The 25,139-nt window shown below is 60.1% G+C and carries 23 protein-coding genes; 18 read left to right on the top strand and 5 right to left on the bottom strand.

Features of this window, described 5'->3' with window-relative positions; all coding sequences use genetic code 11:
- Together AAAU26_RS01200 and AAAU26_RS01195 are read right to left on the bottom strand one after the other, a co-directional pair.
- Positions 1-545 (bottom strand): DAK2 domain-containing protein (locus AAAU26_RS01200; RefSeq protein WP_227619487.1); only part of this gene is annotated, 545 nt, incomplete at its 3' end.
- A gap of 51 nt (positions 546-596) precedes the next feature.
- The gene (locus tag AAAU26_RS01195; RefSeq protein ID WP_015563933.1) at positions 597-947 is read right to left on the bottom strand and encodes an Asp23/Gls24 family envelope stress response protein; all 351 of its coding nucleotides are present in this window, start codon (positions 945-947) and stop codon (positions 597-599) included.
- Between the two features lie 513 nt (positions 948-1,460).
- Here AAAU26_RS01195 and AAAU26_RS01190 point away from each other — a divergent pair.
- Positions 1,461-1,934, top strand: coding sequence for a CBS domain-containing protein (locus AAAU26_RS01190; protein ID WP_149793497.1), 474 nt, complete (start codon positions 1,461-1,463; stop codon positions 1,932-1,934).
- Between the two features lie 84 nt (positions 1,935-2,018).
- Here AAAU26_RS01190 and AAAU26_RS01185 read toward each other — a convergent pair whose 3' ends face one another.
- A complete protein-coding gene (locus AAAU26_RS01185) occupies positions 2,019-3,818 on the bottom strand; it encodes an autotransporter outer membrane beta-barrel domain-containing protein (protein ID WP_227619486.1) in 1,800 nt (599 codons plus the stop codon).
- 697 nt (positions 3,819-4,515) lie between these two features.
- On the opposite strand from AAAU26_RS01185, the gene AAAU26_RS01180 reads away from it, so the two are divergent.
- Positions 4,516-6,294 carry a Na/Pi cotransporter family protein gene (locus AAAU26_RS01180; RefSeq protein ID WP_227619485.1) on the top strand — a complete coding sequence of 593 codons (1,779 nt, stop codon included), beginning with the start codon at positions 4,516-4,518 and terminating at the stop codon, positions 6,292-6,294.
- 58 nt (positions 6,295-6,352) lie between these two features.
- On the opposite strand, the gene AAAU26_RS01175 is transcribed toward AAAU26_RS01180, so the two are convergent.
- Positions 6,353-6,721 (bottom strand): hypothetical protein, encoded by a 369-nt coding sequence (locus AAAU26_RS01175; RefSeq protein WP_227619484.1) that lies wholly within the window; start codon positions 6,719-6,721, stop codon positions 6,353-6,355.
- A 491-nt stretch (positions 6,722-7,212) separates the two neighbouring features.
- On the opposite strand from AAAU26_RS01175, the gene AAAU26_RS01170 reads away from it, so the two are divergent.
- The 13 genes from AAAU26_RS01170 to AAAU26_RS01110 all read left to right on the top strand — a co-directional run bounded on the left by AAAU26_RS01170 (position 7,213) and on the right by AAAU26_RS01110 (position 21,007).
- Entirely contained in the window at positions 7,213-9,492 is a 2,280-nt protein-coding gene (locus tag AAAU26_RS01170) for a transglycosylase domain-containing protein (RefSeq protein ID WP_227619483.1), read from the top strand.
- A 163-nt stretch (positions 9,493-9,655) separates the two neighbouring features.
- Entirely contained in the window at positions 9,656-10,096 is a 441-nt protein-coding gene (locus tag AAAU26_RS01165; RefSeq protein WP_112114976.1) for an ACT domain-containing protein, read from the top strand.
- A gap of 37 nt (positions 10,097-10,133) precedes the next feature.
- Positions 10,134-11,369 (top strand): homoserine dehydrogenase, encoded by a 1,236-nt coding sequence (locus AAAU26_RS01160; protein ID WP_217210071.1) that lies wholly within the window; start codon positions 10,134-10,136, stop codon positions 11,367-11,369.
- Between the two features lie 23 nt (positions 11,370-11,392).
- Positions 11,393-12,298: a homoserine kinase gene (gene thrB, locus AAAU26_RS01155; protein WP_227619482.1), complete on the top strand. Its 906-nt coding sequence runs from the start codon at positions 11,393-11,395 to the stop codon at positions 12,296-12,298.
- An 84-nt stretch (positions 12,299-12,382) separates the two neighbouring features.
- Positions 12,383-13,582, top strand: a complete 1,200-nt coding sequence (locus AAAU26_RS01150; protein WP_227619481.1) for an aspartate kinase — start codon at positions 12,383-12,385, stop codon at positions 13,580-13,582.
- A 169-nt stretch (positions 13,583-13,751) separates the two neighbouring features.
- Positions 13,752-14,558, top strand: coding sequence for a M15 family metallopeptidase (locus AAAU26_RS01145; protein WP_227619480.1), 807 nt, complete (start codon positions 13,752-13,754; stop codon positions 14,556-14,558).
- Between the two features lie 20 nt (positions 14,559-14,578).
- Entirely contained in the window at positions 14,579-15,862 is a 1,284-nt protein-coding gene (locus AAAU26_RS01140; RefSeq protein WP_227619479.1) for a M16 family metallopeptidase, read from the top strand.
- On the top strand, positions 15,855-17,168 hold the full coding sequence (gene yfmH / locus AAAU26_RS01135; protein ID WP_227619478.1) for an EF-P 5-aminopentanol modification-associated protein YfmH: 1,314 nt from the start codon (positions 15,855-15,857) through the stop codon (positions 17,166-17,168). Before AAAU26_RS01140 ends, yfmH begins: the two co-directional genes overlap by 8 nt.
- Complete coding sequence (lgt, locus tag AAAU26_RS01130) at positions 17,165-18,208, top strand: prolipoprotein diacylglyceryl transferase (protein ID WP_227619477.1); 1,044 nt, start codon at positions 17,165-17,167, stop codon at positions 18,206-18,208. Before yfmH ends, lgt begins: the two co-directional genes overlap by 4 nt.
- Positions 18,209-18,356: 148 nt before the next feature.
- Entirely contained in the window at positions 18,357-18,668 is a 312-nt protein-coding gene (gene rplU / locus AAAU26_RS01125) for a 50S ribosomal protein L21 (RefSeq protein ID WP_015563947.1), read from the top strand.
- A 17-nt stretch (positions 18,669-18,685) separates the two neighbouring features.
- Positions 18,686-18,937: a 50S ribosomal protein L27 gene (gene rpmA, locus AAAU26_RS01120; protein WP_015563948.1), complete on the top strand. Its 252-nt coding sequence runs from the start codon at positions 18,686-18,688 to the stop codon at positions 18,935-18,937.
- Positions 18,938-19,134: 197 nt separating this feature from the next.
- Positions 19,135-20,418, top strand: coding sequence for a GTPase ObgE (obgE, locus tag AAAU26_RS01115; RefSeq protein ID WP_158401816.1), 1,284 nt, complete (start codon positions 19,135-19,137; stop codon positions 20,416-20,418).
- Between the two features lie 184 nt (positions 20,419-20,602).
- Positions 20,603-21,007, top strand: a complete 405-nt coding sequence (locus AAAU26_RS01110) for a Mini-ribonuclease 3 (RefSeq protein ID WP_158394616.1) — start codon at positions 20,603-20,605, stop codon at positions 21,005-21,007.
- Positions 21,008-21,125: 118 nt separating this feature from the next.
- Here AAAU26_RS01110 and AAAU26_RS01105 read toward each other — a convergent pair whose 3' ends face one another.
- Positions 21,126-21,329, bottom strand: a complete 204-nt coding sequence (locus tag AAAU26_RS01105) for a hypothetical protein (RefSeq protein WP_227619476.1) — start codon at positions 21,327-21,329, stop codon at positions 21,126-21,128.
- A 107-nt stretch (positions 21,330-21,436) separates the two neighbouring features.
- Between AAAU26_RS01105 and AAAU26_RS01100 the strand changes: the two genes are divergently transcribed.
- From AAAU26_RS01100 to AAAU26_RS01090, 3 genes are all read left to right on the top strand, one after another.
- Complete coding sequence (locus AAAU26_RS01100; protein ID WP_227619475.1) at positions 21,437-22,981, top strand: RsmB/NOP family class I SAM-dependent RNA methyltransferase; 1,545 nt, start codon at positions 21,437-21,439, stop codon at positions 22,979-22,981.
- A gap of 172 nt (positions 22,982-23,153) precedes the next feature.
- A complete protein-coding gene (locus AAAU26_RS01095; RefSeq protein WP_015563953.1) occupies positions 23,154-23,891 on the top strand; it encodes a YebC/PmpR family DNA-binding transcriptional regulator in 738 nt (245 codons plus the stop codon).
- A 715-nt stretch (positions 23,892-24,606) separates the two neighbouring features.
- On the top strand, positions 24,607-25,139 hold a 533-nt coding region (locus AAAU26_RS01090; RefSeq protein ID WP_349180875.1), incomplete at its 3' end, for a sugar transferase.

The following is a 25,139-nucleotide window of genomic DNA, read 5'->3' as shown; positions in this document are numbered from 1 at the left end:
GCGTCCACGACGCCGGCCTTCTTCAGGACGGGCAGCAGGTTGGGGGTGTCCTCCAGAGCCTTCTGACCGGCGGTCATCACGACGTCCCACAGCTCGGCCACGTCCTCTTTGCCGCAGGCAGCAGCTTCCTCGGAAGCGATGCGGGCGACGGTCAGGATGGTGCCTTCGGTGGGCTTCATGACAGCCTTGTAAGCGCCCTCGACGCCCTTCTTCAGCGCAGCCACGATGTCGGAAGCGTCAGCCTCCTTTTTGCCCTCCAGAGCTTTGGAGAAGCCGCGGAACAGCAGGCTGGTGATGACGCCGGAGTTGCCGCGGGCGCCGCGCAGCATAGCGGAGGCAGCGGTCTTTGCGGCCTCGCCCACGGTGCAGCTGTCGTCCATGGCCTGCAGCTCACGGACGGCTGCACCGACGGTCATGCCCATGTTGGTGCCGGTGTCGCCATCGGGGACGGGGAACACGTTCAGCTCGTCCACGCGGGAGCGCTGGTTGTTGATGTTGTTTGCGCCGGAAATAATGGCGTCGCGCAGGATCTTACCAGAAATCATTGCTTTTTACTCCTTATATCTTCCCGGTACCCCCGGGCGGGCTTTGTCTCATCAGGCAACCACGTCATCGACCGATACGACCACGCGGGCGACTTTCAGGCCGGTGGCCTGCTCAACCTCGTCCTTCACGCGGTGCGAGATGGAACGCGCGGCGGTGGAGATGTTCAGCCCGTAGCTGACGGCAATGTGCAGCTCGATCACGAGACGGCCCTCTTCCTGTGTGACACGGACGCCCTTGGCAGAATCGTCCACGCCGCGCACGGCGCTGCGGACACGGTCGGTCAGATCACGGGGGGCCATTGCGGCCACGCCGTAGCATTGTTTGGTTGCTTCGCCCACGAGCGTGGAAAAATACTCGGCTGAGAAGCTGACATCTCCCAGCGGAAAACGGGAAGTGATCATAGTCGCTCTGCTCCTTTTATTCATTATGATACCCCGGTCCGCACGGCGGCGGGGCGGTGCGCGGGCCTAAGAAGGCGGCGGACCACTTTTATTATACAACTTTATGAGGAAGCTGTACAGCACATAATTGCTGACAGAAAGAAAAAAGTCAGGCGCGGCTTACCCGTCTCGGTCTGTTTCGACACCACAAAGCCGGTATACTGAAAGACAGACAGAGCCGCAAAGGGCCGCGTTCCTGCTGTTAGTATAGCACAAAATCCTTCGCAGTGCATCCATTTCGTGAATATTTATCCGACGAAACAAAAGGTGATTGTGAATAAAATATAAAAGATGGCGCAGACATCTTTATCTTACTATGAAAAAGTGCTAAAATCTAAGGTGGCAAGAGTAAGACTGTATCCGGCGCAGGATGCCGGGGCATTCGGCTGCCAAGGTGCTGAAGACAGGAATTTGCTGCGGCTGCACAGGAGCTGCGGCCCGGCGGCGGAAAAGTTCACAATAGGAGTTGTTTTCATGAATATTCTGTTTTTCCTTTCCCCCAAGCAGGATCTGATGTATGTGTACGATGACTTCACCCTTCGCCAGACGCTGGAAAAATGGGAGAACAACCGCTACGCATCCATCCCGGTGCTCAACCGCAAGGGAGAGTATGTGGGAACTCTGACGGAAGGGGACATCCTCTGGGGGCTGAAAAAGTTCCACGGCCTCGACCTTGAGGCGGCAGAGGACATCCCCATCCGGGATTTTGCCCACAAGCGGGACTACAAGGCCGTCACGGTCACCACGAGCATGGACCAGCTCATCGAGGCGGCCATGAACCAGAACTTCGTCCCCGTCGTGGATGACCGGGGAATGTTCATCGGCATCGTCCGCCGTCAGGCCATCATCCGCTACTGCTACGACCGCTCCCGCGCTGCCGCCGCAGAGCAGCGCAGAAAGCCCGAAAAGCAGGAAAAACGAGTCCCGGTTTCTGCCGGGGTGCAGTAAAACAGGAAAAGGCCCCGCCGCTCTGCATGAAATGTGCAGGGCAGCGGGGTCTTTCTATGCCTGTGGGAAGGGGAGAGTGGTGCTTCAGCCCACGGTGAGGCTGGAATCGGTGAACCGGTGGGTCAGGACAGCCTCGGCGTCCTCGCCGCCCATCGCCAGCAGCTCGTCCACCGAGAGGGTGGTGGAGCAGAGGACGGTCTGGAAGGCGATGGTCTCGATGCCCTCAGCCCGCAGCTGACGCAGCGCGGCCAGCGAGATGCGGAAGGAGGCTGTGAGCCGTCCGACGCAGACGGTGAGGGTGTTGCCGCTCTGGGTGCTCGTGTAGGAGATGCGCTGGCCGTCCTTGTCGGTGACAGTCAGGCCGGGGAGGGGAGAGGCGGGTGCGGACGGGGCGGAAGAGCCGCCGTCAGAAGAGGAAGAAGACTCCTCCGGCTCCACAGGGCGGGGGGTAGAGACCTGATCGATGACCTTGCCGTCGGCATCGGTGGCGGTGACTTTTGCGCCCGGACCCAGCTTGTCCTTGATGGTGTCGAGGACAAGCTCACTGCCGTTCTGCGAGAGGGCCTTGCCGTTGGGACTGCCGGCCTTGGCGGTCAGCTCAAGGCTACCCGACAGATCGATGACGCTGCTGTAGATGCCGCTGCCGCCGCCGGTGCTGCCGTTACCGCCAGCGGCTTCGACCGTACCGCCGGAGATGGCGACACGGTCGAAGCTGCAGATGCCGTAGCCGCCGACTTTGCCGCCGTAGCCGCCAGCGGCGTTGACCGTATTGCCGGAGATGGTGACGACGCCGCCGCTGCGGATGCCGTCGCCGCCGTAGCCGTCTTTGCTGTCGCCGTTACCGCCCTTGGCGGTAACCGTACCGTCGGAGACGGTGAGGCCGCCGCCGCTGCGGATGCCATCGCCGCCGACGAGGCTGCCGCCGTTACCGCCATTGGCAGTGACCGTACTACCGCCGGAGATGGTGGTATTGGTGCTGGAGATACCGTCGCCGCCGTTGCCGCCGCCGCTGCCGCCATTGGCGGTGACCGTACCGCCGGAGACGGTGAGGCTGCCGCTGCTGCTGTAGATGTAGATGCCGCTGCCGCCGTTGCTGTTCTCGCCGGTACCGCCGGTACCGCCAGTGGCGTTGACCGTACCGCCGGAGATGGTGACGCCGCCGCTGCTGAAGGTGCGGATACCGCTGCCGCCGGAGCCGTCTGCGCCGCTGCCGCCAGTGGCGGTGACCGTACCGCCGGAGATGGTGAGGCTGCCGCTGTGGATGCCGTCGCCGCTGTCGCTGCCGCCGCTGCTGCTGCCGCCAGTGGCGTTGACCGTACCGCCGGAGATGGTGACGCCGCCGCTGCTGAAGATGCCGCTGCCGCTGCCACCTTGGGCCGTCAGGCTGTTATTTTCGCCGCCGGAGATGGTGAGGCTGCCGCTGCTGGAGATGCCGCTGCCGCCGTTACCACCGGTGAGAGAGTTGTCGCCCTTCAGGGTCAGCGTCACGTCGCCTTTCGAAGTGAGGGCGGAACCGGAGTCGGCCTTGATGTTCACGTTGTCCAGCGTGACCTCGACCTTATCGTTCTTATCGTTGGTCTCGATGGTCACGGTGTGGGAAGAAGCGGTGTCCTTGTCACTATTTGTGATGATGGTGTCGGTGTCATTTTTGGTGGTCACATTGTTCTGGGTGACGTCGTTGCCGGTCTCGCCCGCTTTCACGGTGATGTCACCATTTTCGATGGACCATGTCCCTGCAAAGGCCGGGGCGGCAAGGGTGGTGAGCATTACGGCAGTCAGGATAAACGCTGCTGCCCGCTGAGAGGCCGGACGGGGTGAATCGATCCCCCCCGTATGGAGAGGGCGGCCCAGAACACGCATCGCAAGCTTACGATAAGACAGCATACAAAAACCTCCTTTGAACGGTGAAAAGAAATGGTGAGACCGTAGAATATCAGGTTGCTTTGAATATACCACATCTGCGGAGAAAAAATCAACAAAACCTGCGTGAATCGCCCTGTTTCCTGCGTGAATGGAGAAGTTCGGACAGATTTTGGCTCTGACAAAGAGTCTGTTTATCGCTGTGCGGAGAGGGCAAGGACGCCGACAGAGAGCTTTTTGCGCCTTTTTGCTCAAAAAACTTCCTGAAGATACATTTTATTGGACATTTATTCTGCTATACTCCTGTCAGAACAAAAAGACACAGGAGGGAAGAGGAATGAAAGACATTGAGCTTCGGTATGTGGGCGGTCATGTGGAGGTGTATACGGGGGAGGGCGCGTTCCTGTTCTCGGCGGACACCCTGCGGGAGGCGATGGAAGAGCTGGATGCCGCCTGATGCATTCCCGGAAATACCGGAAAGCACCGGGCGGGAGTTAGAAAATACTAATGTAAAATGAATGTAAAATTCAAGAAAAGAACCGTCTAAGGAGACCCGGAAATCTTAAAATTCCGGTCAAAAAAGTGATTTTCCTGTAAAATAATGCTTGTTGAGCCGGGGGGTTCGATGCTATAATAAAAAGGACGGCGTTTTGCGTATGGAGAGCTAAGCACAGCCGTCTTGTGCAATGGAGCAATAGGAAGATTTTAGGAGCATTGTTTTATGGACATTACACACATCACCTCTCTGCTGGGCGGTATTGCGCTGTTCCTGTATGGCATGTCGATCATGGGTGCCGGCCTCGAAAAGCTGGCTGGCGGCAAGATGCAGGGCGTATTGCAGAAACTGACTTCGTCCACCATCAAGGGCGTCATTTTCGGTACCCTCATCACCGGCGTCATCCAGTCGTCGGCCGGCACGGTCGTCATTTGCGTCGGCCTCGTCAACTCCGGCATCATGACCCTTACGCAGTCGGTAGGCGTTATCATGGGTGCAAACATTGGTACTACGGTCACCGGTCAGCTCATCCGCATGGCGGATATTTCGGGCGACAGCCTCATCCTGACCCTCATCCAGCCCAAGACGTTTGCGCCGGTGGTGGCGTTTATCGGCTGCATTTTTTATGTATTTATCCGCAACGCGAAGAAAAAGAACATCGGCCAGATCATGCTGGGCTTCGGCATCCTGTTCACGGGCATGAGCCTGATGGACACCGGCGTGTCGCCCCTGCGTGAGAGCGCAGCGTTCCAGGAGCTGTTCGTCACCATGACCAACCCCATCCTCGGCGTTCTCGTGGGCGTGGTGGTCACGGTCATCATCCAGTCCTCTTCGGCCTCTGTGGGTATCCTGCAGGCGCTGTCCAGCACCGGCCTCGTCACCTTCAGCTCGGCCATCCCCATCGTGCTGGGCGCCCACATCGGCACGGCCTTCACCCCCCTGCTGACCATCGGCGGCTCCTCCAAGGACGGCAAGCGCGCCGCCCTCATCCACCTGTACTTCAACATCATCGGCAGCGTCATCCTGCTGGCGCTGGTCTATGCAGTCCAGTTCACCATCGGCATCCCCATGTGGGGCGATGTGATGAACAAGAGCAGCATTGCAAACATCCACACCATGACCAGCGTCATTGCGATGCTGTTCTTCCTGCCCTGCAGCGGCGTGCTGTCCAGGCTGGCCATGATGACCGTGCCGAACAGCGCGGAGGAGGCGCAGGAGCTGAGCATGCCTGTGTTGGATGAGCGTCTGTTCAAGAGCCCGGCTGTGGCTCTGCAGCAGGCGAAGAACGCGGTGGTCAAGATGTCCCGCCGCGCAGCCCGCAACGTCGGCCTCGCCACCCCGCTGCTGCTCAAGATGGACGAGGACGTCGTGAGTGCCATCGATGTCCGCGAGAACCTCATCGACCGGATGGAGGTGGACATCTCCAACTACCTCATCAAGCTGGCAGACCAGGAGCTGGGCGACGCGGAGAGCCATGAGGTGACCGAGCTGCTCAACTTTGTCACCGAGTGCGAGCGCATCGGCGACTATGCAGTCAACATTAAAGAAAAAGCGCAGGAGCTGACCGACAAGGAAGTCACCTTCAGCGAGAAGGCACAGCAGGAGCTGAAGCTTCTCGACAATGCGCTGGAAAAGATACTGACCCTCACCACGGACGCCTTCGAGTTCGACGACGCCCGGACCGCCAGCCAGGTGGAGCCGCTGGAACAGGTCATCGACATCCTCGTGGAGCGGCTTCGTGCGCAGCACATCAAGCGCCTGAAAGATGGTGCCTGCTCCATTGATACTGGTGTCGTCTATCTCGATGTGCTGAACAATGTAGAGCGTATCTCGGACCACTGCTCCAACATCGCCGCCCGTCTGGTGGGCATGGAGGCAGGCGAGGACTATGACTCCCATACCCTCAAGAACATGATGCACCACAACCCCACCAAGGAATATATGCTCAACTACGAGCAGTGCCGCAGGGACTACCTCGTTCCGCTGGAACAGCTCGAAGCCTGATTTTGATAAAGTATAAAAACAGTGCAGACCTCCCCGGGGATGTCTGCACTGTTTTTGTTTATTCACCCAGGTCTTCCAGCAGCGCCCGGAGGGCCGTTTCGCCGGTGACGTAGAGGCCCTGCTTGAGCCGGAGGGCATCGGCCTCGGGCAGAAGATTGACATAGATGCCGGTGCGCAGGAGCCGCTTGTCGGGCAGTCCGTTGTCGAAGCAGGTGTAGACGACCACCCGCCCGCCCTCGTCGCAGAGGTAGAAATCGGTGCCGCTCTGCCCGGCGGAGCCCTGCGCGGCCAGACCTGGCTCGGAGGCCGGCGTCTCTTCGCCGGAGTCGGCAGGGAAGGGGAGACTGGGCAGGGCCATCCAGAACAGGCTGAACACGATGGTAAAAATGCACAGCGCATAAAAAATGCAGAGCCAGACCTTGCGCATGGCAGTGGACTCCTTTCGGCTGAAATGGTGTTTCAGACGGTAGTATGTGCAAAAGAAAACTGCCTCAGACAGGAATGCAGAATTTTCACACCCGGATGCTGTACTTTGGCGGGGCAGATGTGCTATACTAACATCGTATCCGGTCGATTTCCCCCTTGCGGAAGCGGGCGGCGCGGACTATAATGTATTATTATGGCTGTGGGCAGTCTGGCCGCAGCAGGAACAGCAAACGGCATCGTCAGAGGATGCTTTGAGATGCAGAACAGTGAAAATTGCGATAGGAGGCGATCCTTATCTCAAACAATGAAAGACGGAGACTCCACAGTGATGGTGCGCTCCGGGAGCAGCGGCCCGCAGCGGAGCAGAACCGGCGGGTCCGTGAGCCCCGCGGACCGCAGGAGCAGGAAGAAAAGCACGGCCATCCCGTTCTCGGATTTCTGGGCCGGACCATCGTCACCCTCGTCTGTCTGGGCATTATGGCGGGCAGTCTGGTGGCAGTGGGCGCTGTATACTATGTGGTGCAGGCTACGGCCAGTGACGGCGACCTGCTGGACCTCGACAACATCGAACTGAGCCAGTCGAGCCTTGTGGTGGCCACCGACCCCGACACCGGCGCACAGGTGGAGTACGCCACCCTGCGCTCCTCCAACAGCCACCGCGTCTGGGCGGATCTCGAGCAGATCCCCACCAACCTACAGTATGCATTCATCTGCACCGAGGACAAAGACTTTTACAGCGAGCCGGGCGTCAACTTCAAGCGCACCATCGGCGCGATGATCAATGAATACCTGCTGCCCATCTACAGCTCCAAGCAGGGCGCCTCTACGCTGGAACAGCAGCTCATCAAGAACCTGACCAGCGACAAGAGCGCCAGCGGCATCGAGGGCGCACTGCGCAAGCTGCGCGAGATCTACCGCGCCCTCATCCTGAGCCGCAGCTACTCCAAGGAGACCATTCTGGAAGCCTACCTGAACACCATCAGCTTCACAGGTACCATCCAGGGCGTCCAGACGGCGGCAAACGAGTACTTCGACAAGGATGTCAGCGAGCTGACCCTCTGGGAGTGCGCGTCCATCGCGTCCATCACCAAGAATCCCACCAACTATAACCCCTACACCAACCCCGAGAATCTCATCAACCGCAGGAACTTCCTGCTCTACAATATGTGGCAGCAGGGTGTCATCTCGGAGGATGATTACCGCAACGCCGCTGCCCAGCCGCTGGTGCTGGCAGAGACGGACAACACGAAGAAGAGCAGCTCCACCACCTCTTACTTCACCGATGCCCTCTTCAACGAGGTGGTGAAGGACATCATGGCTAAGGAGGGCGTGGACGAGTCCACCGCCCAGAGTATGCTCTACACCGGCGGCTATACCATCGAGGCAACGGTCAACCCCAAGATCCAGACCGCGATGGAGAACCTGATGCTCAACACCGACGACGCCTACTTCCCGGCCGGCTGGCATGAGGAAGAGGTGACCAGCATCTCCGACGACGATGTGCAGGTCTACAACGAGGACGGCACCCCCAAGACCCGCACTGGCGACGACGGTACGGTCTACTATTACCGCAACGTCCGCACGCAGGCGGCGATGGTCACGCTGGACTATGACGGCAATGTCATCGCCATGGTGGGTGGTCTGGGCGAAAAGACCAAGAGCCTTTCCCTGAACCGCGCCTACGGCGTCACCCGTCAGACCGGTTCTACCATCAAGCCCATCGGCGCCTATGCGCTGGGCATCGAGTATGGTCTGGTCAACTGGTCTACCATGCTCAACAACTCGCCCCTCTACCTCAAGCAGGACATGGTCATCCGTGACGAGGACTACTGCCGCCGGAACGGCCTCATGGGTCTGACGGACAAGCAGCTGAAAGCCTACCCCAACGCATGGCGCAGCTGGCCCCGCAACTACGGCGGCAACTACGGCGACGGCTCCGACCTGCCGCTCTGGAACGGCCTCGCACGCTCCCTGAACACCATCGCCATCCGCGTTGGCGACCTCGTGGGCGCGAACAACATCTTCAACTTCGTCTACAATACCCTGCAGCTCAGCACGCTGGACCCCGTCAACGATGTGGGCCTTGCACAGATGGTCATGGGCAGCCAGACCCACGGCGTCACCCCGATGGCGCTGGCGGCGGCGTTCCAGATCTTCTACGACGGCGAGTACACCACGCCTCACCTCTATACCCGTGTGCTCGACCGTGACGGCAACATCTATATGGAGAGCAACGACACCAGCTATCAGGCTCTGACGCCCCAGACGGCCTATGTCATGAACCGCCTGCTGAAGAACGTCCTGTTCTCCAGCGTCGGTACGGCCAGCGGCCGCTACCCCAACTCCAACGGTATGGAGGCCTTCGGCAAGACCGGTACGGCCAGCGATGAGAAGGACCTGTGGTTCGTGGGCGGCACGCCCTATTACGTCACCGCTGTGTGGTGGGGCTACGATGCACCTTATGATATGACCAAGACCCTCGGCAAGCAGCAGGCCAAGACCCGCACCTGCGTCACGGCCTGGAAGGCCCTGATGGAGCAGGTCCAGGCAGACCTGCCCTATAAGGCATTCCCGGCGGCTGACGGCGTCGTGGAGCGCAGCTACTGCACCCAGAGCGGCCTGCTGGCCAGCGGCTCCTGCCCGAGCACGGCAGTGGGTTACTACCGTGCCGACGACCTGCCCGACGTCTGCAATTATTCCCACGGTCAGGCAGCTGTCGCCAGCGAACCCCTCGCGCCTGAGCCGGACACCACCAACCTGGACACCGACTGAGGTAAAAATCATACTTTTCGGCACATTGGGTTGCAGATTCGGTGCGCTGAAGGGGTACTTCACGGCTCAAAACTGGATAATCTGACAAAATAGCATCCGACCTCTTGCAATGCAGGGAGTCGGATGCTATTATATTTTCTGCAAGAACACTTGTGTTTGAGAGGTGAACAAGTTGGAACGCCGTTTTTATCTGGTGGATGCGCAGGTCCTGCCGGAAGTTTTCCTCAAGGTCGTCCGGGCCAAGGAGCTTCTGGCCAGCGGAGAGGCACGCAGCATTTCGGCTGCGACCCGCAGTGTAGACCTGTCGCGCAGTGCATTTTATAAATATAAGGACTGCATTTTCGACTCGGAGAATGGCCGCGAGGTCATCACTGTCATGGCGACCCTGCGGGACGAGACGGGTGCATTGCAGAGCCTTCTGGCCGGCATCAGTGCCGCCGGTGCCAGCATCGTGACCATCAATCAGTCTACTCCGGAGAACGGAGCCGCGCTGGTGGCTGTCACCATCCGCACCGACACCATGCAGATGACCCCCGAGGAGCTGACGGAAAAGCTTTCGCGCCAGCGGATGGTCGTGGGCGTACACTGCGGATACAATCTGTGACAGTACATTCATAGAAAAAAGGAACGAGGGCAGTATCATGGCAAAAATCGCGATTCTGGGCTTTGGCACGGTGGGCAGCGGTGTGTACGAGGTGCTCTGCCGCAACGCCGCAGGCGTCTCCCGCCGCGCAGGCGAACCGGTGGAGGTCAAGTACATCCTTGACCCCAAAGATTTCTCGGATCATCCGGCTGCACAGCTGTTTATAAAGAATTTTGACGCCATTCTGGAAGACCCCGAAGTGAAGGTCGTCGTCGAGACCATCGGCGGCACTCGCTTCGCTTACCCTTATGTCAAGGCCTGTCTCGAGAGCGGTCGGAGCGTCTGCACCTCCAACAAGGAGATGGTGGCCACCTACGGCGCAGAGCTGCTGGCTCTGGCCAGGGCACACAACTGCGCCTTCCTGTTCGAGGCTTCCGTGGGCGGCGGCACGCCCATCATCACCCCGATGCACCAGTGCCTCGCGGCCAACGTCATCACCGAGGTGGAGGGCATCGTCAACGGCACCACCAACTTCATGCTCACCAAGATGGTGCGGGAGAATCTGGGCTTTGACGAGGCTCTGAAGATCGCTCAGGAGCTGGGCTACGCCGAGACGAAGGACCCCGGCGACGATGTGGACGGCCGCGACGCCTGCCGTAAGATCGCCATCCTGTCTTCGCTGGTCTGCGGCCACCAGATCTACCCTCAGAACATCCCCACCCGCGGCATCCGCGACATCACGGTGGATGATGTGGCTGCGGCAGAGAAGCTGGGCTGCGTCATCAAGCTCATCGCCTGGATGAAGCGGGGCGAGGACGGCAGCGTTGCCGCCGGTGTCGAGCCCTGCCTCGTGCCGAAGGCAAACCAGCTGGCCGGTGTCGATGACGTCTTCAATGCCGTCCTCGTCAAGGGCGATATGCTGGGCGACGTGGTCTTCTACGGCAAGGGCGCGGGCAAGCTGCCCACCGCCAGTGCTGTCGTGGCCGACGTGGTGGACGCCCTCAAGAACGGCGTCAAGGTCCACGACAGCCTGTTCTGGCAGCCCGCCGAGCCGGTGGAAGGAATGCTCACCGACCCCGCTCCCGCCGCATACTATGTGCGTGTGGAAGGCATCGCCCCGGCGGTGGCCGAGGCCATCTACGGCAAGGGCCATGTGGTGGAAGAGCATTTCGACGGCTGCTCCTACTTTGTGGACAGCGCCGACGACAAGGCTCTGGCCGAAGCAGCCCGCAAGGTAGAGGCCATGGGCGGCAGCGTGAAGCTGGTGCTCCGCCGCCTGCCTGAGGACGCCTGAGCGTGAGAGAAGAGGGAACTGCGATGAAGATAAAAGTTTCCGTCCCGGCCACCAGTGCTAACATCGGCTCCGGCTTCGATGCGCTGGGTCTGGCTGTGACCTTGTACAATACCGTGACATTCGAAGAGAGCGACCATCTGGACATCTCGGCGGCGGACGACACCCGCATCCCCCGCGGCGAGACCAATCTGGTCTACCGCTCGGCCAAGGGTCTATTCGATAAGGTCGGCAAGACCATGCCGCCCCTCAAGCTCGTCCAGACCAACGCCATCCCGATGGCCCGGGGCCTCGGCTCGTCCTCGGCCTGCATCATCGCGGGCCTGCTGGGTGCGAACCGGATGCTGGGCGATGTACTCAACACACAGGAGCTGCTGACGCTGGCTACCTCCATCGAGGGCCACCCGGACAACGTGGCACCGGCCCTTCTTGGCGGTCTGACCAGCAGCGTTTTCGAAGACGGCGTCGTCTACTCCGTCAAGCGGGATGTGGACGAGAGCCTCTGCTTCGCGGCCATCGTGCCGGACTACAAGCTGCTGACCGAAGCCGCCCGTGCGGCTCTGCCCAAAGAGGTCACCCACAAGGATGCGGTGTATAACCTGTCCCGTGCGGCCCTCATCCCGGCGGCGTTCTGCGAGGGCCGCCACGACCTGCTGGCCATTGCCACCGAGGATAAGCTCCACCAGCCCTACCGGATGCCCCTGATGCCCGGCTCGAAGGAAGTCTTCGATATGGCGCGGCTCTGCGGTGCCAAGGCGGTGTACGTCTCGGGTGCCGGCAGCACCGTAATGGCTGTGGCCGAAAAGGCCAACGCCGAGAAATTCTACTCCAAACTGGAAAAGGGCCTCGAGCTGCTGGAAGGCTTGGACGGATGTGAAGCATTTACACTGCTGCGGCTGGATGCCGACAATACCGGTGCGACAGTGGAATGATAAACAGGACCGGAAGTGCAAGACCGCTTCCGCCCGGTGTACCCCTCACACACTGAGGGAGCAAAAAGAGGAGAGTGACAAGATATGGCGTTGATCGTACAGAAGTTCGGCGGTTCTTCGGTGAAGGACCGGGACCGTATCTTCAACGTGGCCCGCATCGTGGCCAACACCCACAACGCGGGAAATGACGTGGTCGTGGTAGTGTCCGCACAGGGCGACACCACCGACGACCTCATCACAAAGGCAGCAGAGATCACCCACAACCCTTCTGCCCGTGAGATGGATATGCTGCTGGCAGCAGGCGAGGAGATCAGTATCGCCCTGCTGGCTATGGCTCTGAACGAGCTGGGCTGCCATGCCACCAGTCTGACCGGCTGGCAGGCAGGCTTCCGCACCGACCGTGCTTACACCAAGGCCCGCATCACCAAGCTGGAGACCGAGCGCATCTCTTCGGAGCTGGAGCGCAACCGCGTCGTCGTCGTGGCAGGCTTCCAGGGCCTGAACAAGCTGGACGACATCACCACACTGGGCCGCGGCGGTTCCGACACCAGCGCTGTCGCCATCGCAGCAGCGCTCCACGCCGACCGCTGCCAGATCTTTACCGACGTGGAGGGCGTCTACACCGCCGACCCGCGCAAGGTGCGCAACACCCGCAAGCTGGATGAGATCACCTTCGACGAGATGCTGGAACTGGCATCCCTCGGCGCACAGGTGCTCAACAACCGCAGCGTGGAGCTGGCTAAAAAGTATAATGTGGAGCTGGAGGTCCTCTCCAGCCTGAACCCCGTGCCCGGCACGGTCGTCAAGGAGGTTGTAAAAGACGTGGAAGGTATGCTGATCAAGGGTGTCGCAAAGGACACCGACGTTGCTGTTATTACGATCCTGAATGTTCCCGATGAGCCGGGTACCAGCTTCAAGATCTTCGGCCTGCTGGCCCAGAAGAATATCAACGTGGACATCATCCTGCAGTCCACCGGCCGCGACGGCAAGAAGGACATCAGCTTCACCTGCGCGGAGAGCGAAGCTGAGACTGCTCTGCGCGTCCTGCGCGAGAACGCAAAGTTCGACCAGGTCACCTGCGACGAGACCTGTGCCAAGGTGTCCATCGTGGGTGTCGGTATGCAGAGCCACAGCGGCGTGGCCTCCAAGATGTTCGAGGCTATGTCCAACAACAACATCAACATCAAGATGATCTCCACCAGTGAGATCAAGATCTCCTGCATCATCGACCGTGAGGACGCTGACAAGGCTGTCAGCGCTATCCACGAGATGCTGTTCGAGTAAGACGTGGCTTCAAAGCCGCCGTGCCGTGCGTCCTGCGCCGGTGCGGCGGCTTTTTGCGTACACAATTTTTTTACAGCCCCTGCCGTTTACACCCAGATAAAAGGGGTGTATAATATTATTATGTGCCTGTATCCAGGGCGAACGTCAAAAACAGGAAGGAAGCTGCATCATGGAGCAAAATCGACCCGTACCCCGCCGCGCTCTGTCGCCGAAAGAACGCCGCCGGAGACACCGTATCCGCCTCGTGCGCAACTGGACGGTCTTTCTGCTCAGCTGCGGTGCGGTCATGGCTGTGATGACCGGCGGCATCCTCTGGCTGCTGCCCAGGGCCTATGCCCTCATCGCACCGCCGACGGCCTTCGAGGCCCGGGAGTATGAGGGCGGCGCGGAGACGGACCTTTCGGATAAGCGCCTCGTGCTGGTGAATGCAAACCTTCCCCTGACGGAAGAGCCGACGCCGGAGCTGGCTGTGGCCGATGATGCCACCGGCGTTTCGCTGGAAGCCGAGGCTGCCGCAGCCTACCGCGAAATGGCCGAGGCCGCGAAGCAGGATGAGATAGAGCTGGTGCTGACGGCAGGGTATCGGGATGCCGCCGCCCGCCAGAGCGCCTATGAGGCTGCTGTCCAGAGCTACCGGGAGTCCGGCTGCTCGGAGGAAGAGGCCACTGCCAAGGCTGCGACCGTCCAGCCTGCGCCGGAGGCCAGCGAATATGCCACCGGCTACGGTGCCGACATCCTCGCGGCAGACAGCATGGAGAAGGACACCGGCTTCGCCGACACCCGTGCCTATGAGTGGCTGGAAGCCTATGCCGCAGAGCACGGCTTCATCCTGCGTTGGCCGCAGGAGCGTCAGGCCGCTACCGGCATGGTGTTTGAGCCGTGGCACTGGCGGTATGTGGGCAGGGACAACGCCCTCGCCATCCGCGCCTCCGGCCTCTCGCTGGAAGAGTATCTGGCGCTGGAACAAACGAAATAATACAAAAGGACGATAGAACATTGAGACGATTCCAAATCGCGCCCGGCGTCCACCTCTCGTATGACGCCGCGCAGAAATTCAACCGCTGCCGCATCAGCATCCACTTCGCGTTCCCGGCCCGCCGCGAGACGGCCACGGCCCACGCGCTGCTGCCGCTGGTGATGGAGCGGGGCTATGCCGACTGCCCCGACATGACCCAGATGACCAAAAAGCTGGCCCGCCTCTACGGCGCCGACCTGACCGTGGACGCCCGCCCCATGGGCTGCAGCCACAACCTCTGCGTCAGCATCACCGGCATCAAGGACCAGTTCGCACTGGAAGGGGAGAAGCTGACGCAGGAGTACGCCGCACTGGCCCTCGGCACGGCGTTCCACCCCTATTTTGTGGGCAGCACCTTCGACCCCGAGGCCGTGGGCATCGAAAAGCAGATGCTGAAGAAGGCGCTGGAAGACGAAGTGAACGACAAGCGCCTTTACTGCCAGCGGCAGGCCAACCGCGAGTTCTTCGGAGACAGCCCCGCCGGTGTCCGGCAGGAGGGCTACTTAGAAGAAGTGGACGGCCTGACGCCCGAAGCGCTGACCGAGGCATACTACGAGATGCTGCGGACGGCGAACATCGAGCTCATCGTGCTGGGCTGCGACGAGGCCAGCACCACCGCCGTGAAGGACGCTCTTCTGGCGGAGCTTTCGGCCATCGACCGCGCCCCGCTGCCCCGGGCGGAGAATATCGCCATGCCCCGGCGGGAGCCGGTGCGGAAGGTGGAGCACTTCGACACCACGCAGGCCAAGCTCTGTATGCTGTTCACGCTGGGCCGGCCCATGCAGCCTGAACAGCTGGCCGCTGTCCGGCTGGCGATGGCCCTCTACGGCGGCAGTGTGACCAGCCGCCTTTTCCTGAACGTCCGGGAGCGCGACCATCTGTGCTACTACTGCTCGTCGTCCTTCCAGAGCTTCACGGGCAGCATGGCCGTCAACAGCGGCGTCGAGCACGCCGACGCGGCCCGCGCTGAGCAGGCGGTGCTCAAAGAGCTGGCGGATCTCTGCGACGGCCCTATTACCGACGAAGAGCTGGAAGACTGCCGCCGGGGCCTGCTGGCCGGGATGAACGGCCTGGAGGATACGCTGGGCGGCATCGAGACATGGTACTATATGGAAGTGCTGCGGGGCGGCCCGGTGCAGACGCCGGACGACGCCCGCCGCGCCCTGCTGGCGGTGACCAGGGAAGATGTGCGAGATATTCTGAAGCAGTTCACCCTGTCGGTGAGCTGTCTGCTGACGCGGGAGGAGGGGAATGGAAATGGCTGAGAACACCCAGAGCGTGCTGGAACGCACCGCCGCTGACCAGTGGAAAGTTCTGCCCTCGGGGCTGACCGTACTCGTCCGCCCCATGCCGGGCTACTCCGGCACCCATGTCATTTACGCCACCCGCTTCGGCTCCATCGACCGGGATTTCCGGCTGGGGGAGCGGGAAGTGCATCTGCCCGCCGGTGTGGCCCATTTCCTCGAGCACAAGATGTTCGAGGATGAGGACGGCGATGCCTTTGCAAAGTTCGCCAAGACTGGCGCGAATGCCAATGCTTTCACGGCCTTTGACCGCACCTGCTACCTCTTTACGGCCACGGAACAGCTGGACGAGAGCCTTGACGTGCTGCTGGGCATGGTGGGACACCCCTACTTTACAGAGCAGACCATCGCCAAAGAGCAGGGCATCATCGGGCAGGAGATAAAGATGTACGACGACAGCCCTGACTGGCGGCTCATCACCGGCCTGTGCGAGTGTCTGTATCACAGCCACCCCATCCGCAGCGATATTGCGGGAACGGTGGAGAGCATCGCGGAGATAACGCCGGAAATGCTCTACGACTGCTGCAAGGCGTTCTATGCGCCGGGCAATATGGTGCTGGCCGCAGCGGGCAACACCAGCATGGAGCAGATCCTGGCTGCCTGCGCCCGCCACGGCCTGATGGACGAGCGCCCGGCGGAAAAGGTCGAGCGCCTGCTCCGCCCGGAGCCGATGACGCTGGCGGCGGCCGAAAAGACCATCGCCATGCCCATCGCCAAGTCCTGCTTCGGTCTGGGCTTCAAAGAAGAGCCGCTGCCATTCGGCGACCTGCGCAGTGAGATGCTGTACGAGCTCATCCTCTGCTGCATCTGCGGCGGGATGTCGCCGCTCTACCGCCGCCTCTACGACGAGGGCCTGACCAACCCGGGCTTCGGCGGTGAGGTGCTGCGGGTGGACGGATGCTGCTGCATCCTCTTCACCGGCGAGAGCGACCAGCCCGACACCGTCCGGCAGCTTCTGCTGGACGAGATCGAGCGGGTGCGCAAAGAGGGCGTAGACCGGGAGATCTTCACCCTCTGCAAGAACGAAAAATACGGCCAGCTCATCGAAAATCTGGAAAACGTCGAGGATTCGGCCAGCCAGATGGCAGATTTCGCGCTGGCAGGCCAGACTGTGGCCCAGCAGATCACCATGCTGGCGGGCCTGACGGCAGAGGACGCCGACGCGGCATTGCAGCACATCCTGCGGCCTGAGCGGATGGCCGTGATGTACATTGAGCCGGACGGCACTGCCGTTGAGGACGAGGCAGAAGAGGAGACGGAAGAATGACGAATCTGGTACAGTTCCCGGGCCTCGGCCTCAGCTTTGAGCTGAGCCGGGTAGCCTTCAGCATCGGCGACATGGATATTTATTGGTACGGCGTCTGCATCGCCTTCGGCCTCTGCCTCGCATTGGTCTTTGCGTTCCGCCGCTGCACGGAGTTCGGCATCGACGCCGATTCGATGGTGGATGTCATCCTCATCGGCGTGGTGCTGGGCATCGCCAGCGCCCGCCTGTATTATGTGGCGATGGCACCCTATAATTACGATACCATCTGGGATGTGCTGGCCGTCCGCGACGGCGGTCTGGCCATCTACGGCGGCATCATCGGCGCCTTTGTGTTCGGCGGCCTGGCCTGCAAATGGCGGGGCGTGCCGGTGCTGCCCATGTTCGACCTGGCCGGCATGGGCTTCCTCATCGGACAGGGCTGCGGCCGCTGGGGCAACTTCTTCAATCAGGAGGCTTTCGGCTGCAACACCACCCTGCCCTGGGGTATGTTCAGCGAAGCAACGGAAGATTATCTGATGGGCAGCACTGTCACGGTGCCGAAGGGCGTCACCATCGACCCCGCCATGCCCGTCCACCCTACCTTCCTCTACGAGAGCATCTGGTGCTTCGTGGGTCTGGCTCTGCTGGTGGCGTACATCAAAAAGCGGAAGTTCAACGGCGACATTGCCCTGCGCTACCTTGTCTGGTACGGCGCAGGCCGCTTCTGGATCGAATCTCTCCGCACCGACAGCCTGCTGCTGGTGCCGTCGCTCGGTCTGCGCGCTTCCCAGCTGGTGGCGGCTGCGGCCGTCGTGGGCGGTGTGGCACTGGAAATTTTCCTGACCCGGAAATATAAGTCCAGGCCTCTCATGGTGACGCTGGCCCTGACGGCAGAGAACCGCAGTCTGCTGGCGAAGGTGCGCAAGGCAGAGCCGGAATTTACGGTGGAGAGGGAAGAGCTGGTGGCTTCCAGCCCCCGCAAGCTCTTCCTCGAGCGCACGAATGCCTATAACGAGCGGGTGAAGCAGCAGCTCAAAGAGAAACTGGCAGAGAAAAACTGAAAATATTTCCGCAAAAGCGGGATTTTCCTCTTGAAATCCGCACATTTTTTTGCTATACTATTCTAGCCGCTTGGTGTGGGCGCCTCAAATGGCCCCTGTGAGGGCCTGCCTTTACGACCAGCGAGTACAACGAAAAGGAATGAACAAAATGTACGCAATCATTGTTACCGGCGGTAAGCAGTACCGCGTGGAGCAGGGCGACATCGTCTACATCGAAAAGCTGGACGTTGAGGCCGACTCCGAAGTGAAGTTTGATCAGGTTCTCGCTATTGGCGAGGAGGGTTCGGTCAAGGTTGGCGCTCCTGTTGTTGAGGGCGCTTCCGTTTCTGCCAAGGTCATCAAGAATGGCAAGGGCAAGAAGCTGAACATCATCACCTATCGCGCAAAGAAGCACAGTGCTCGCCGCATGGGCCATCGTCAGCCCTTCACCAAGGTTGAGATCACTGCGATCAACGGCTAAGTAGGAGGTATATTACAATGGCACATAAAAAGGGCGTAGGCAGCACCAAGAACGGCCGTGATTCTGCGGCTCAGCGTCTGGGCACCAAGCGTGCAGATGGTCAGTTCGTTCTGGCCGGCAACATCCTCGTTCGTCAGCGCGGCACTCACATCCAGCCGGGTGAGAATGTCGGCAAGGGCAGCGATGATACCCTGTTTGCTCTGGTCGACGGCACCGTTCGTTTCGAGCGCGTGGGCAAGAGCGGCAAGAAGTGCAGCGTCAAGCAGTAACTTCTTTCTAAAATCTGCAACACAGAGAGCCGGACCCTCGTGGCCCGGCTCTTTTTGATGAATTTCTTCTTCCTCGATCAGGCTCTCCTCGCTAGGGGAGCTGGACGCGCCAAAGCGCGGACTGAGAGGTTATTTTCAAATAAAAGCGCAGAAAATAAGCGCTGAGAAGAATTTTTTCTGAGAACAGGAGGGCCTGTATGGCAGCACAAACCAATTTTATCGACATCGCCACCATCTGGCTCCATGCCGGCAAGGGCGGCGACGGCGCAGTGAGCTTCCATCGTGAGAAGTTCGTGGCCGCTGGCGGCCCGGACGGCGGCGACGGCGGCCGGGGCGGCGACATCATTTTCGTCGTGGACGACCACCTCACCACTCTGATGGACTTCCGTTATAAGCGCAAGTACACCGCCGACGAGGGCGGCAAGGGCGGCGCAAGCCTCTGCCACGGCAAGAATGCCGAGAATCTCGTCATCAAGGTGCCTCTGGGAACGGTCATCAAGGACGCAGAGAGCGGCCTCGTCATCGCCGACCTGTCCGACCATACCCCTGTCACCATCGCCAGGGGAGGACGCGGCGGCTACGGCAATGCACACTTTGCCACCCCCACCCGCCAGATCCCCAAGTTTGCAAAGCCCGGTATGCCCGGCGAGGACATTCAGGTGACCCTCGAGCTGAAGCTCATCGCGGATGTGGGCCTCATCGGCTTCCCCAACGTGGGCAAGTCCACCCTCATCTCCACCATCAGCGCCGCAAAGCCGAAAATTGCAAACTACCACTTTACCACGCTGGTGCCGACGCTGGGCGTCGTGTCGGTGGGTGAGGGCGCAAGCTTCGTCTGCGCCGACATCCCCGGCCTCATCGAGGGTGCCAGCGAGGGCATCGGCCTGGGCCACGACTTCCTCCGCCATGTGGAGCGCTGCCGTCTGCTGCTGCACGTCGTGGACGTCTCCGGCAGCGAGTGCCGCGACCCCATCGAGGACTTCGAACAGATCAACGAGGAGCTGGCAAAGTTCAGCCCAGCTCTGGCCGAGCGTCCCCAGATCGTGGTGGGCAACAAGTGTGACCTTGCCACCGAGGAGCAGATCGACACCTTCCGCAAGTATGTGGAAGAGAAGGGCCTGACTTTCGTCCCCATCTCCGCCGCCACCATGCAGGGCGTCAGGGAGCTTCCGGGTCTGGTCTACAACCGCCTGAAGGACATTCCTGCCGTCCCCGTGTTTGCCCCCGAGTACAAGAAGCCCGAGGCAAAGGCCGGTGGCCGCGAGTTCACCATCAAGCGGATGGAGGCTCATGTCTGGAGCGTGGATGCACCCTGGCTGGAGTATATCCTGGCCGGCAGCAACGTGGACGACTACGAGAGCCTGCAGTATTTCCAGCGCCAGCTGGGCGAGAGCGGCATTCTGGACGCTCTGGTGCAGAAGGGCGTGCAGGAGAACGATACCATCCTCATCGGCGAGTATCAGTTCGATTATATTTTCTAAGCAAGAGCTTTTGCGGGATAAACCTCTCCGTCATTGCTTCGCAATGCCACCTGTCCTAGCGAGGAGAGGTCTTGGCATTTCGTGGGGCTTTCCCTCTTCGCCAGAGGCTCCCCTCGGTAGGGGAGCTGTCGAGCGAATGCGAGACTGAGAGGTTGAGCAAAGAAGAAGCTTTAAGAGGTATCCTATGAACGAACCCGAAAAGATCGACCCCCGGGAGCTGAGCCCGCTGGCACTGGCCTTCGTGGGCGACAGTGTACTGGAACTTCTGGTGCGGCAGCGGCTGGTGGAGCACCACCGTCTGTCGGCGGGAAAGCTCAACGCCGAAAAGGTCAAATACGTCTCGGCCCGGGCGCAGTTCCGGGAAGAGCAGCTGTTGGAGCCGCTTTTCACCGAGGACGAGCTGGCTGTCTTCAAGCGGGGCCGCAACGCCAGCAAGGCCAGTGTGGCCAAACACGCCTCCCCGGAGGAGTACCGCGCGTCCACCGGCTTCGAGTGCCTGCTGGGCTGGCTGTATCTGAACGGCCAGCTGAGCCGGGTGCATGAGCTGTTCGAGACGCTGTGGCAGTCGTTCGACCCCAACGAAAAATAACCGGAACACGCGAAAGCCCACTGCTTTCCGCACTGGGAAACAGTGCAAAGAGAGCAGTGGGCTTTTTGTTGTCCCGCCAGATGGTCCGTTCGGGCGGGGCGGCGCTCAGCGCAGAGGCTTAGCGGCTGTTGCGGGCGGAGTTGTGAGCCGAGTTCTTGCCGCCCTCGTCGTCGGCACCCTTGGTGTACTGGTTGGGGTGCTTGTGCTCGTTGGTAGCAGAGTTCTGGCTGGAATTGGTGTTGCGGTTGGTGCTCTGATTGCTGGTGCGGTTCTGAGTCTGGTTCTTGCAGTTGGTGCTGCGGTTCTCGCTGCGATTTTCCATCGTATCGTCGCTCCTTTCGATTTCGGGAGGTGTTCTGTGCTCCCTGCCCATAGTTTGACCGGCTGCGGCGGCTTTATGCACCGCAGCCCGAAGGAGGTCTCATAAAAATGTCTGCCGAATATTTTAAAGCCCGGGAACGCGCCCTTCTGGGTGAGCGATACGATACGCTCTACGCTGCCCCGCAGGAGACAGCGGCCCGCGGCGTGACCGTCTCTGCCCTCCGCACTACGCCGGAAGAATTTGCGGCCCGGGCAGACTTCCCGCTGCGGCCCTCGCCCTTCTGCAAGGCGGCGTTCGTGGTGGAACAGCCCGACTTCAAGCCGGGCCGCCATCCCTACCATCACGCAGGCGTCTTCTACTCGCAGGAGCCATCGGCCTCGTCGGCAGCTCCGCTGCTGGGCGTCAAGCCCGGGATGCGGGTGCTGGATCTATGTGCTGCCCCCGGCGGTAAGAGCAGCCAGCTCGCCGCCGCTCTGCAGGGGCAGGGCCTGCTGGTGAGCAACGAATATGTCGCGGCCCGTGCAGAGATTTTGAAGAGCAACCTCGAGCGGATGGGCGTGTCCAACGCCGTCGTGCTAAACGAGACGCCCGCCCGCATCGCGGCGGCACTGCCGGAGTTCTTCGACCGCGTTCTGGTGGACGCGCCCTGCTCCGGTGAGGGGATGTTCCGCAAAGAGCCTGCCGCGCTGGCCCAGCACTGCGAAGCGCTGGTGAAGCAGTGCGCAGAGCTGGGCGCGGACATCCTCGACAGCGCCGCTGCGGCCCTCGCGCCGGGCGGCGAACTGGTCTACTCCACCTGCACCTTCGCGCCGGAAGAGGACGAGGGACAGGTGGCCGCATTTCTGCAGCGCCACCCGGAGTTCATGCTGGCCGATGTGCTGGGCAATGTGGACTATTCCTTCGGCAGTGAGGGTGAGGCCAACCGCACCGGTGGTCTGCCGCTGGATGTGAGCAAGGTGCGCCGCATCTGGCCCTGTCAGGGCGGTGAGGGTCACTTTATGGCCCGGCTCGTCAAAGCCGGTACGCCCCGGATTCTGCCGGCTCCCGGCGAGTACACCCCCGAAGAGCAGATCTGGCTGGCCGCTGCCGCCGAGGCAGGCAAAAAAGCCAAGGGCAGCAAACCACAGAAGGCTGCAAAGCCTGCGGATGCCCGCAGCGCCCGGCGGGAGAACAGCCGGGCTTGCCGAGAGGCTGTGCAGGGCCGCAGTTCCCGCATCCGGGACGCTGGGGGAGGGGATGCATCGCCCGCCCAGAGCCTCGCTGCATGGCGGGAATTTGCGGAGGAATATTTCCCGGAGCTGGCAAAGCGCCCTGCCGTGGTGCATGGCGGCGGCGTTCTGTTGCCGGCGGCTTTCCCGCAGACGAATCTTCACGTTTTGCGTGCAGGCGTCTTCGTGGGCAGTGTGCAAAAGGGGCGCTTCGTGCCGGAACATCATCTGTTCACGGCTTTCGGCGCGCTCTGCCAGAACCGTGAGGAACTGACCCTCGCCGACTCCCGAACCGTGGAATATCTCTCTGGCCGGGAGATAGAAGCTCACACCGCTGCCGATGGATGGTGCTGTGTGACGGTGGACGGCTGGCCGCTGGGAGGCGGCAAAGTGTCCGGCGGCAGGGTCAAAAACCATTATCCCAAGGCACTTCGTCTGCTGTAAAACGTAGTTTTTGGCAGAATAAACCGGAAAACCATCGGTACAAGGCTTGAACGCCGGTGGCTGTTGTGATAAAATAATAGAGTTAGATTTTGTGTGCTGCCACAATGCGGGCGACCACAGCCCGTCTGCCCGCAGGCGGAGATCACTGATAAAATACAGGAGGCTCTTTCCCATGTCTGGACATAGCAAATGGAACAATATCAAGCGCAAGAAGGAGAAGACTGACGGCGCAAAGGCAAAGGTCTTTACCAAGATCGGCCGCGAGATCAGCGTTGCCGTCCGTACCGGCGGCCCCAACCCCGCTTCCAACAGCAAGCTGGCTGACCTGATCGCCAAGGCAAAGCGTATGAGCGTGCCGAACGATAACATCCAGCGTATCATCAAGAAGGCCGAGGGCGGCGATAAGACCGAGTACGAGGCAATCACCTACGAGGGTTACGGCCCCGGCGGCGTGGCTGTCATGGTCGAGACTCTGACCGACAACCGCAACCGTACCGCTGCTGACCTGCGCCACTACTTCGATAAGAACGGCGGCAACCTGGGCGCTATGGGCTGCGTGGGCTTCCTGTTCAGCCAGAAGGGCGTCATCGACATTTCTCTGGAAGACAAGGATGCCGACGAGGCTATGATGGACGCCCTGGATGCCGGTGCTGAGGACTTCGATGCAGGCGAAGATGCCGCTGAGATCACCACCGATCCCGAGAACTACTCCGCTGTCGTCAAGGCAATGGAGGAGAAGGGCTACGAGATCCTCTCCGACGATCTGGCCATGGTCCCCATGACCACCACCCGTCTGACCGACCCCGATCAGCTCAAGCTGATGGGCAAGCTGCTGGATGCTCTCGAGGATAACGATGACGTCCAGAACGTCTGGCACTCTCTCGAGAACGAAGAGGACCTGCCGGAATAATGCGCTATAAGTCTGAATAAGGACGTAACAAAGCCGCTTTTTGTGCTGCGAGGCACAGAAAGCGGCTTTGTTGTTTGATAGTGGCTTCTAATATTGGGAGTGTCTGTAAAAGATAAAAACGCTTTTTGTCGCTTATTTATAATTCTGGATCTATTGCAAGCTTAGACGGTGGCTGCTAGGCAAAAGCTGTTCAAAAAATCATTTATAGCGATTCAACTTTGTAGAACAAAAATAGAACAAGGCAAAGAGAGTGATAAATCGGCGGCTATAGAAAGGGTAGATGCTTGAGTGGAAAACTATTGAAGTAATGGTAAAATTATGATAAAATTGGTCGAGGAATAAATCATAATATGAAAATAGGCAGGGGTTGTGGCTCTGAAAGAAAAAAGCTCAGAAAAACGATAAAAATAGAATGAAATCTCAAAGTAAAAGGGTTTGACTTTTGCAGAGTGCGTGCAGGAGTCTATTGAAGTTGTGCGAAACTGAAAGATGAAAAAAGAAATCGCGATTTCAAAAGTGTTGATGGAATGACACATTGAATCTGAAATGCCTTTGGTCAAAATACCGGAGAAAAGGTATTTCAGATGTGTCCATAAAAGCTCTGGTGGTCGTCATGCTCGAAAAGCTCCGTTTATGCGGTAGTCGAGCGATTTTAGCGGGCAGAGATGAGCGGTGAGGCGGAGCAAAACATCGAATCGTAAGTGAGGTATGCGGAATGTCAGCAAGTGTGGTTGAAATTGAGAAGCCGGTCGTCATCGACCGAAAGCAGAATCTGCGGGAACATCGGTTATATTGGGTCGGACGCCGGACGCAGGATGTGGTCTTATCAGCACTGGCGCTGGTGGTGTTGTCGCCAGTGATGCTGGCAACAGCTATCGCTATCGTGGTAGATGACCCTTCTGCCGGGCCCATTTTTTCGCAGGAACGCATTGGACGAGATGGCAAACCGTTCAAGTTCTACAAGTTTCGTTCCATGTGTCCGAATGCGGAAGCAAAACTGGACGACCTTCTGGGCCAGAATGAAATGGACGGCCCGGTGTTCAAAATCAAGGACGACCCGCGAATTACCCGCGTGGGTAAATTTATCCGCAAGACCAGCATCGATGAGCTGCCGCAGCTTTGGAACATCCTGAAGGGTGATATGAGCATCGTTGGCCCGCGGCCTGCCCTGCCCCGCGAGGTGGAGCAGTATGGGGATTATGAGAAGCAGCGTTTGTATGTGACGCCGGGCCTGAGCTGCTATTGGCA

Source organism: Faecalibacterium longum, assembly GCF_040094125.1.
GTDB classification, from domain to species: domain Bacteria; phylum Bacillota; class Clostridia; order Oscillospirales; family Ruminococcaceae; genus Faecalibacterium; species Faecalibacterium longum.
Note: the sequence above shows the minus strand (reverse complement) of the source record. Positions and strands in the feature narration are given on the sequence as shown.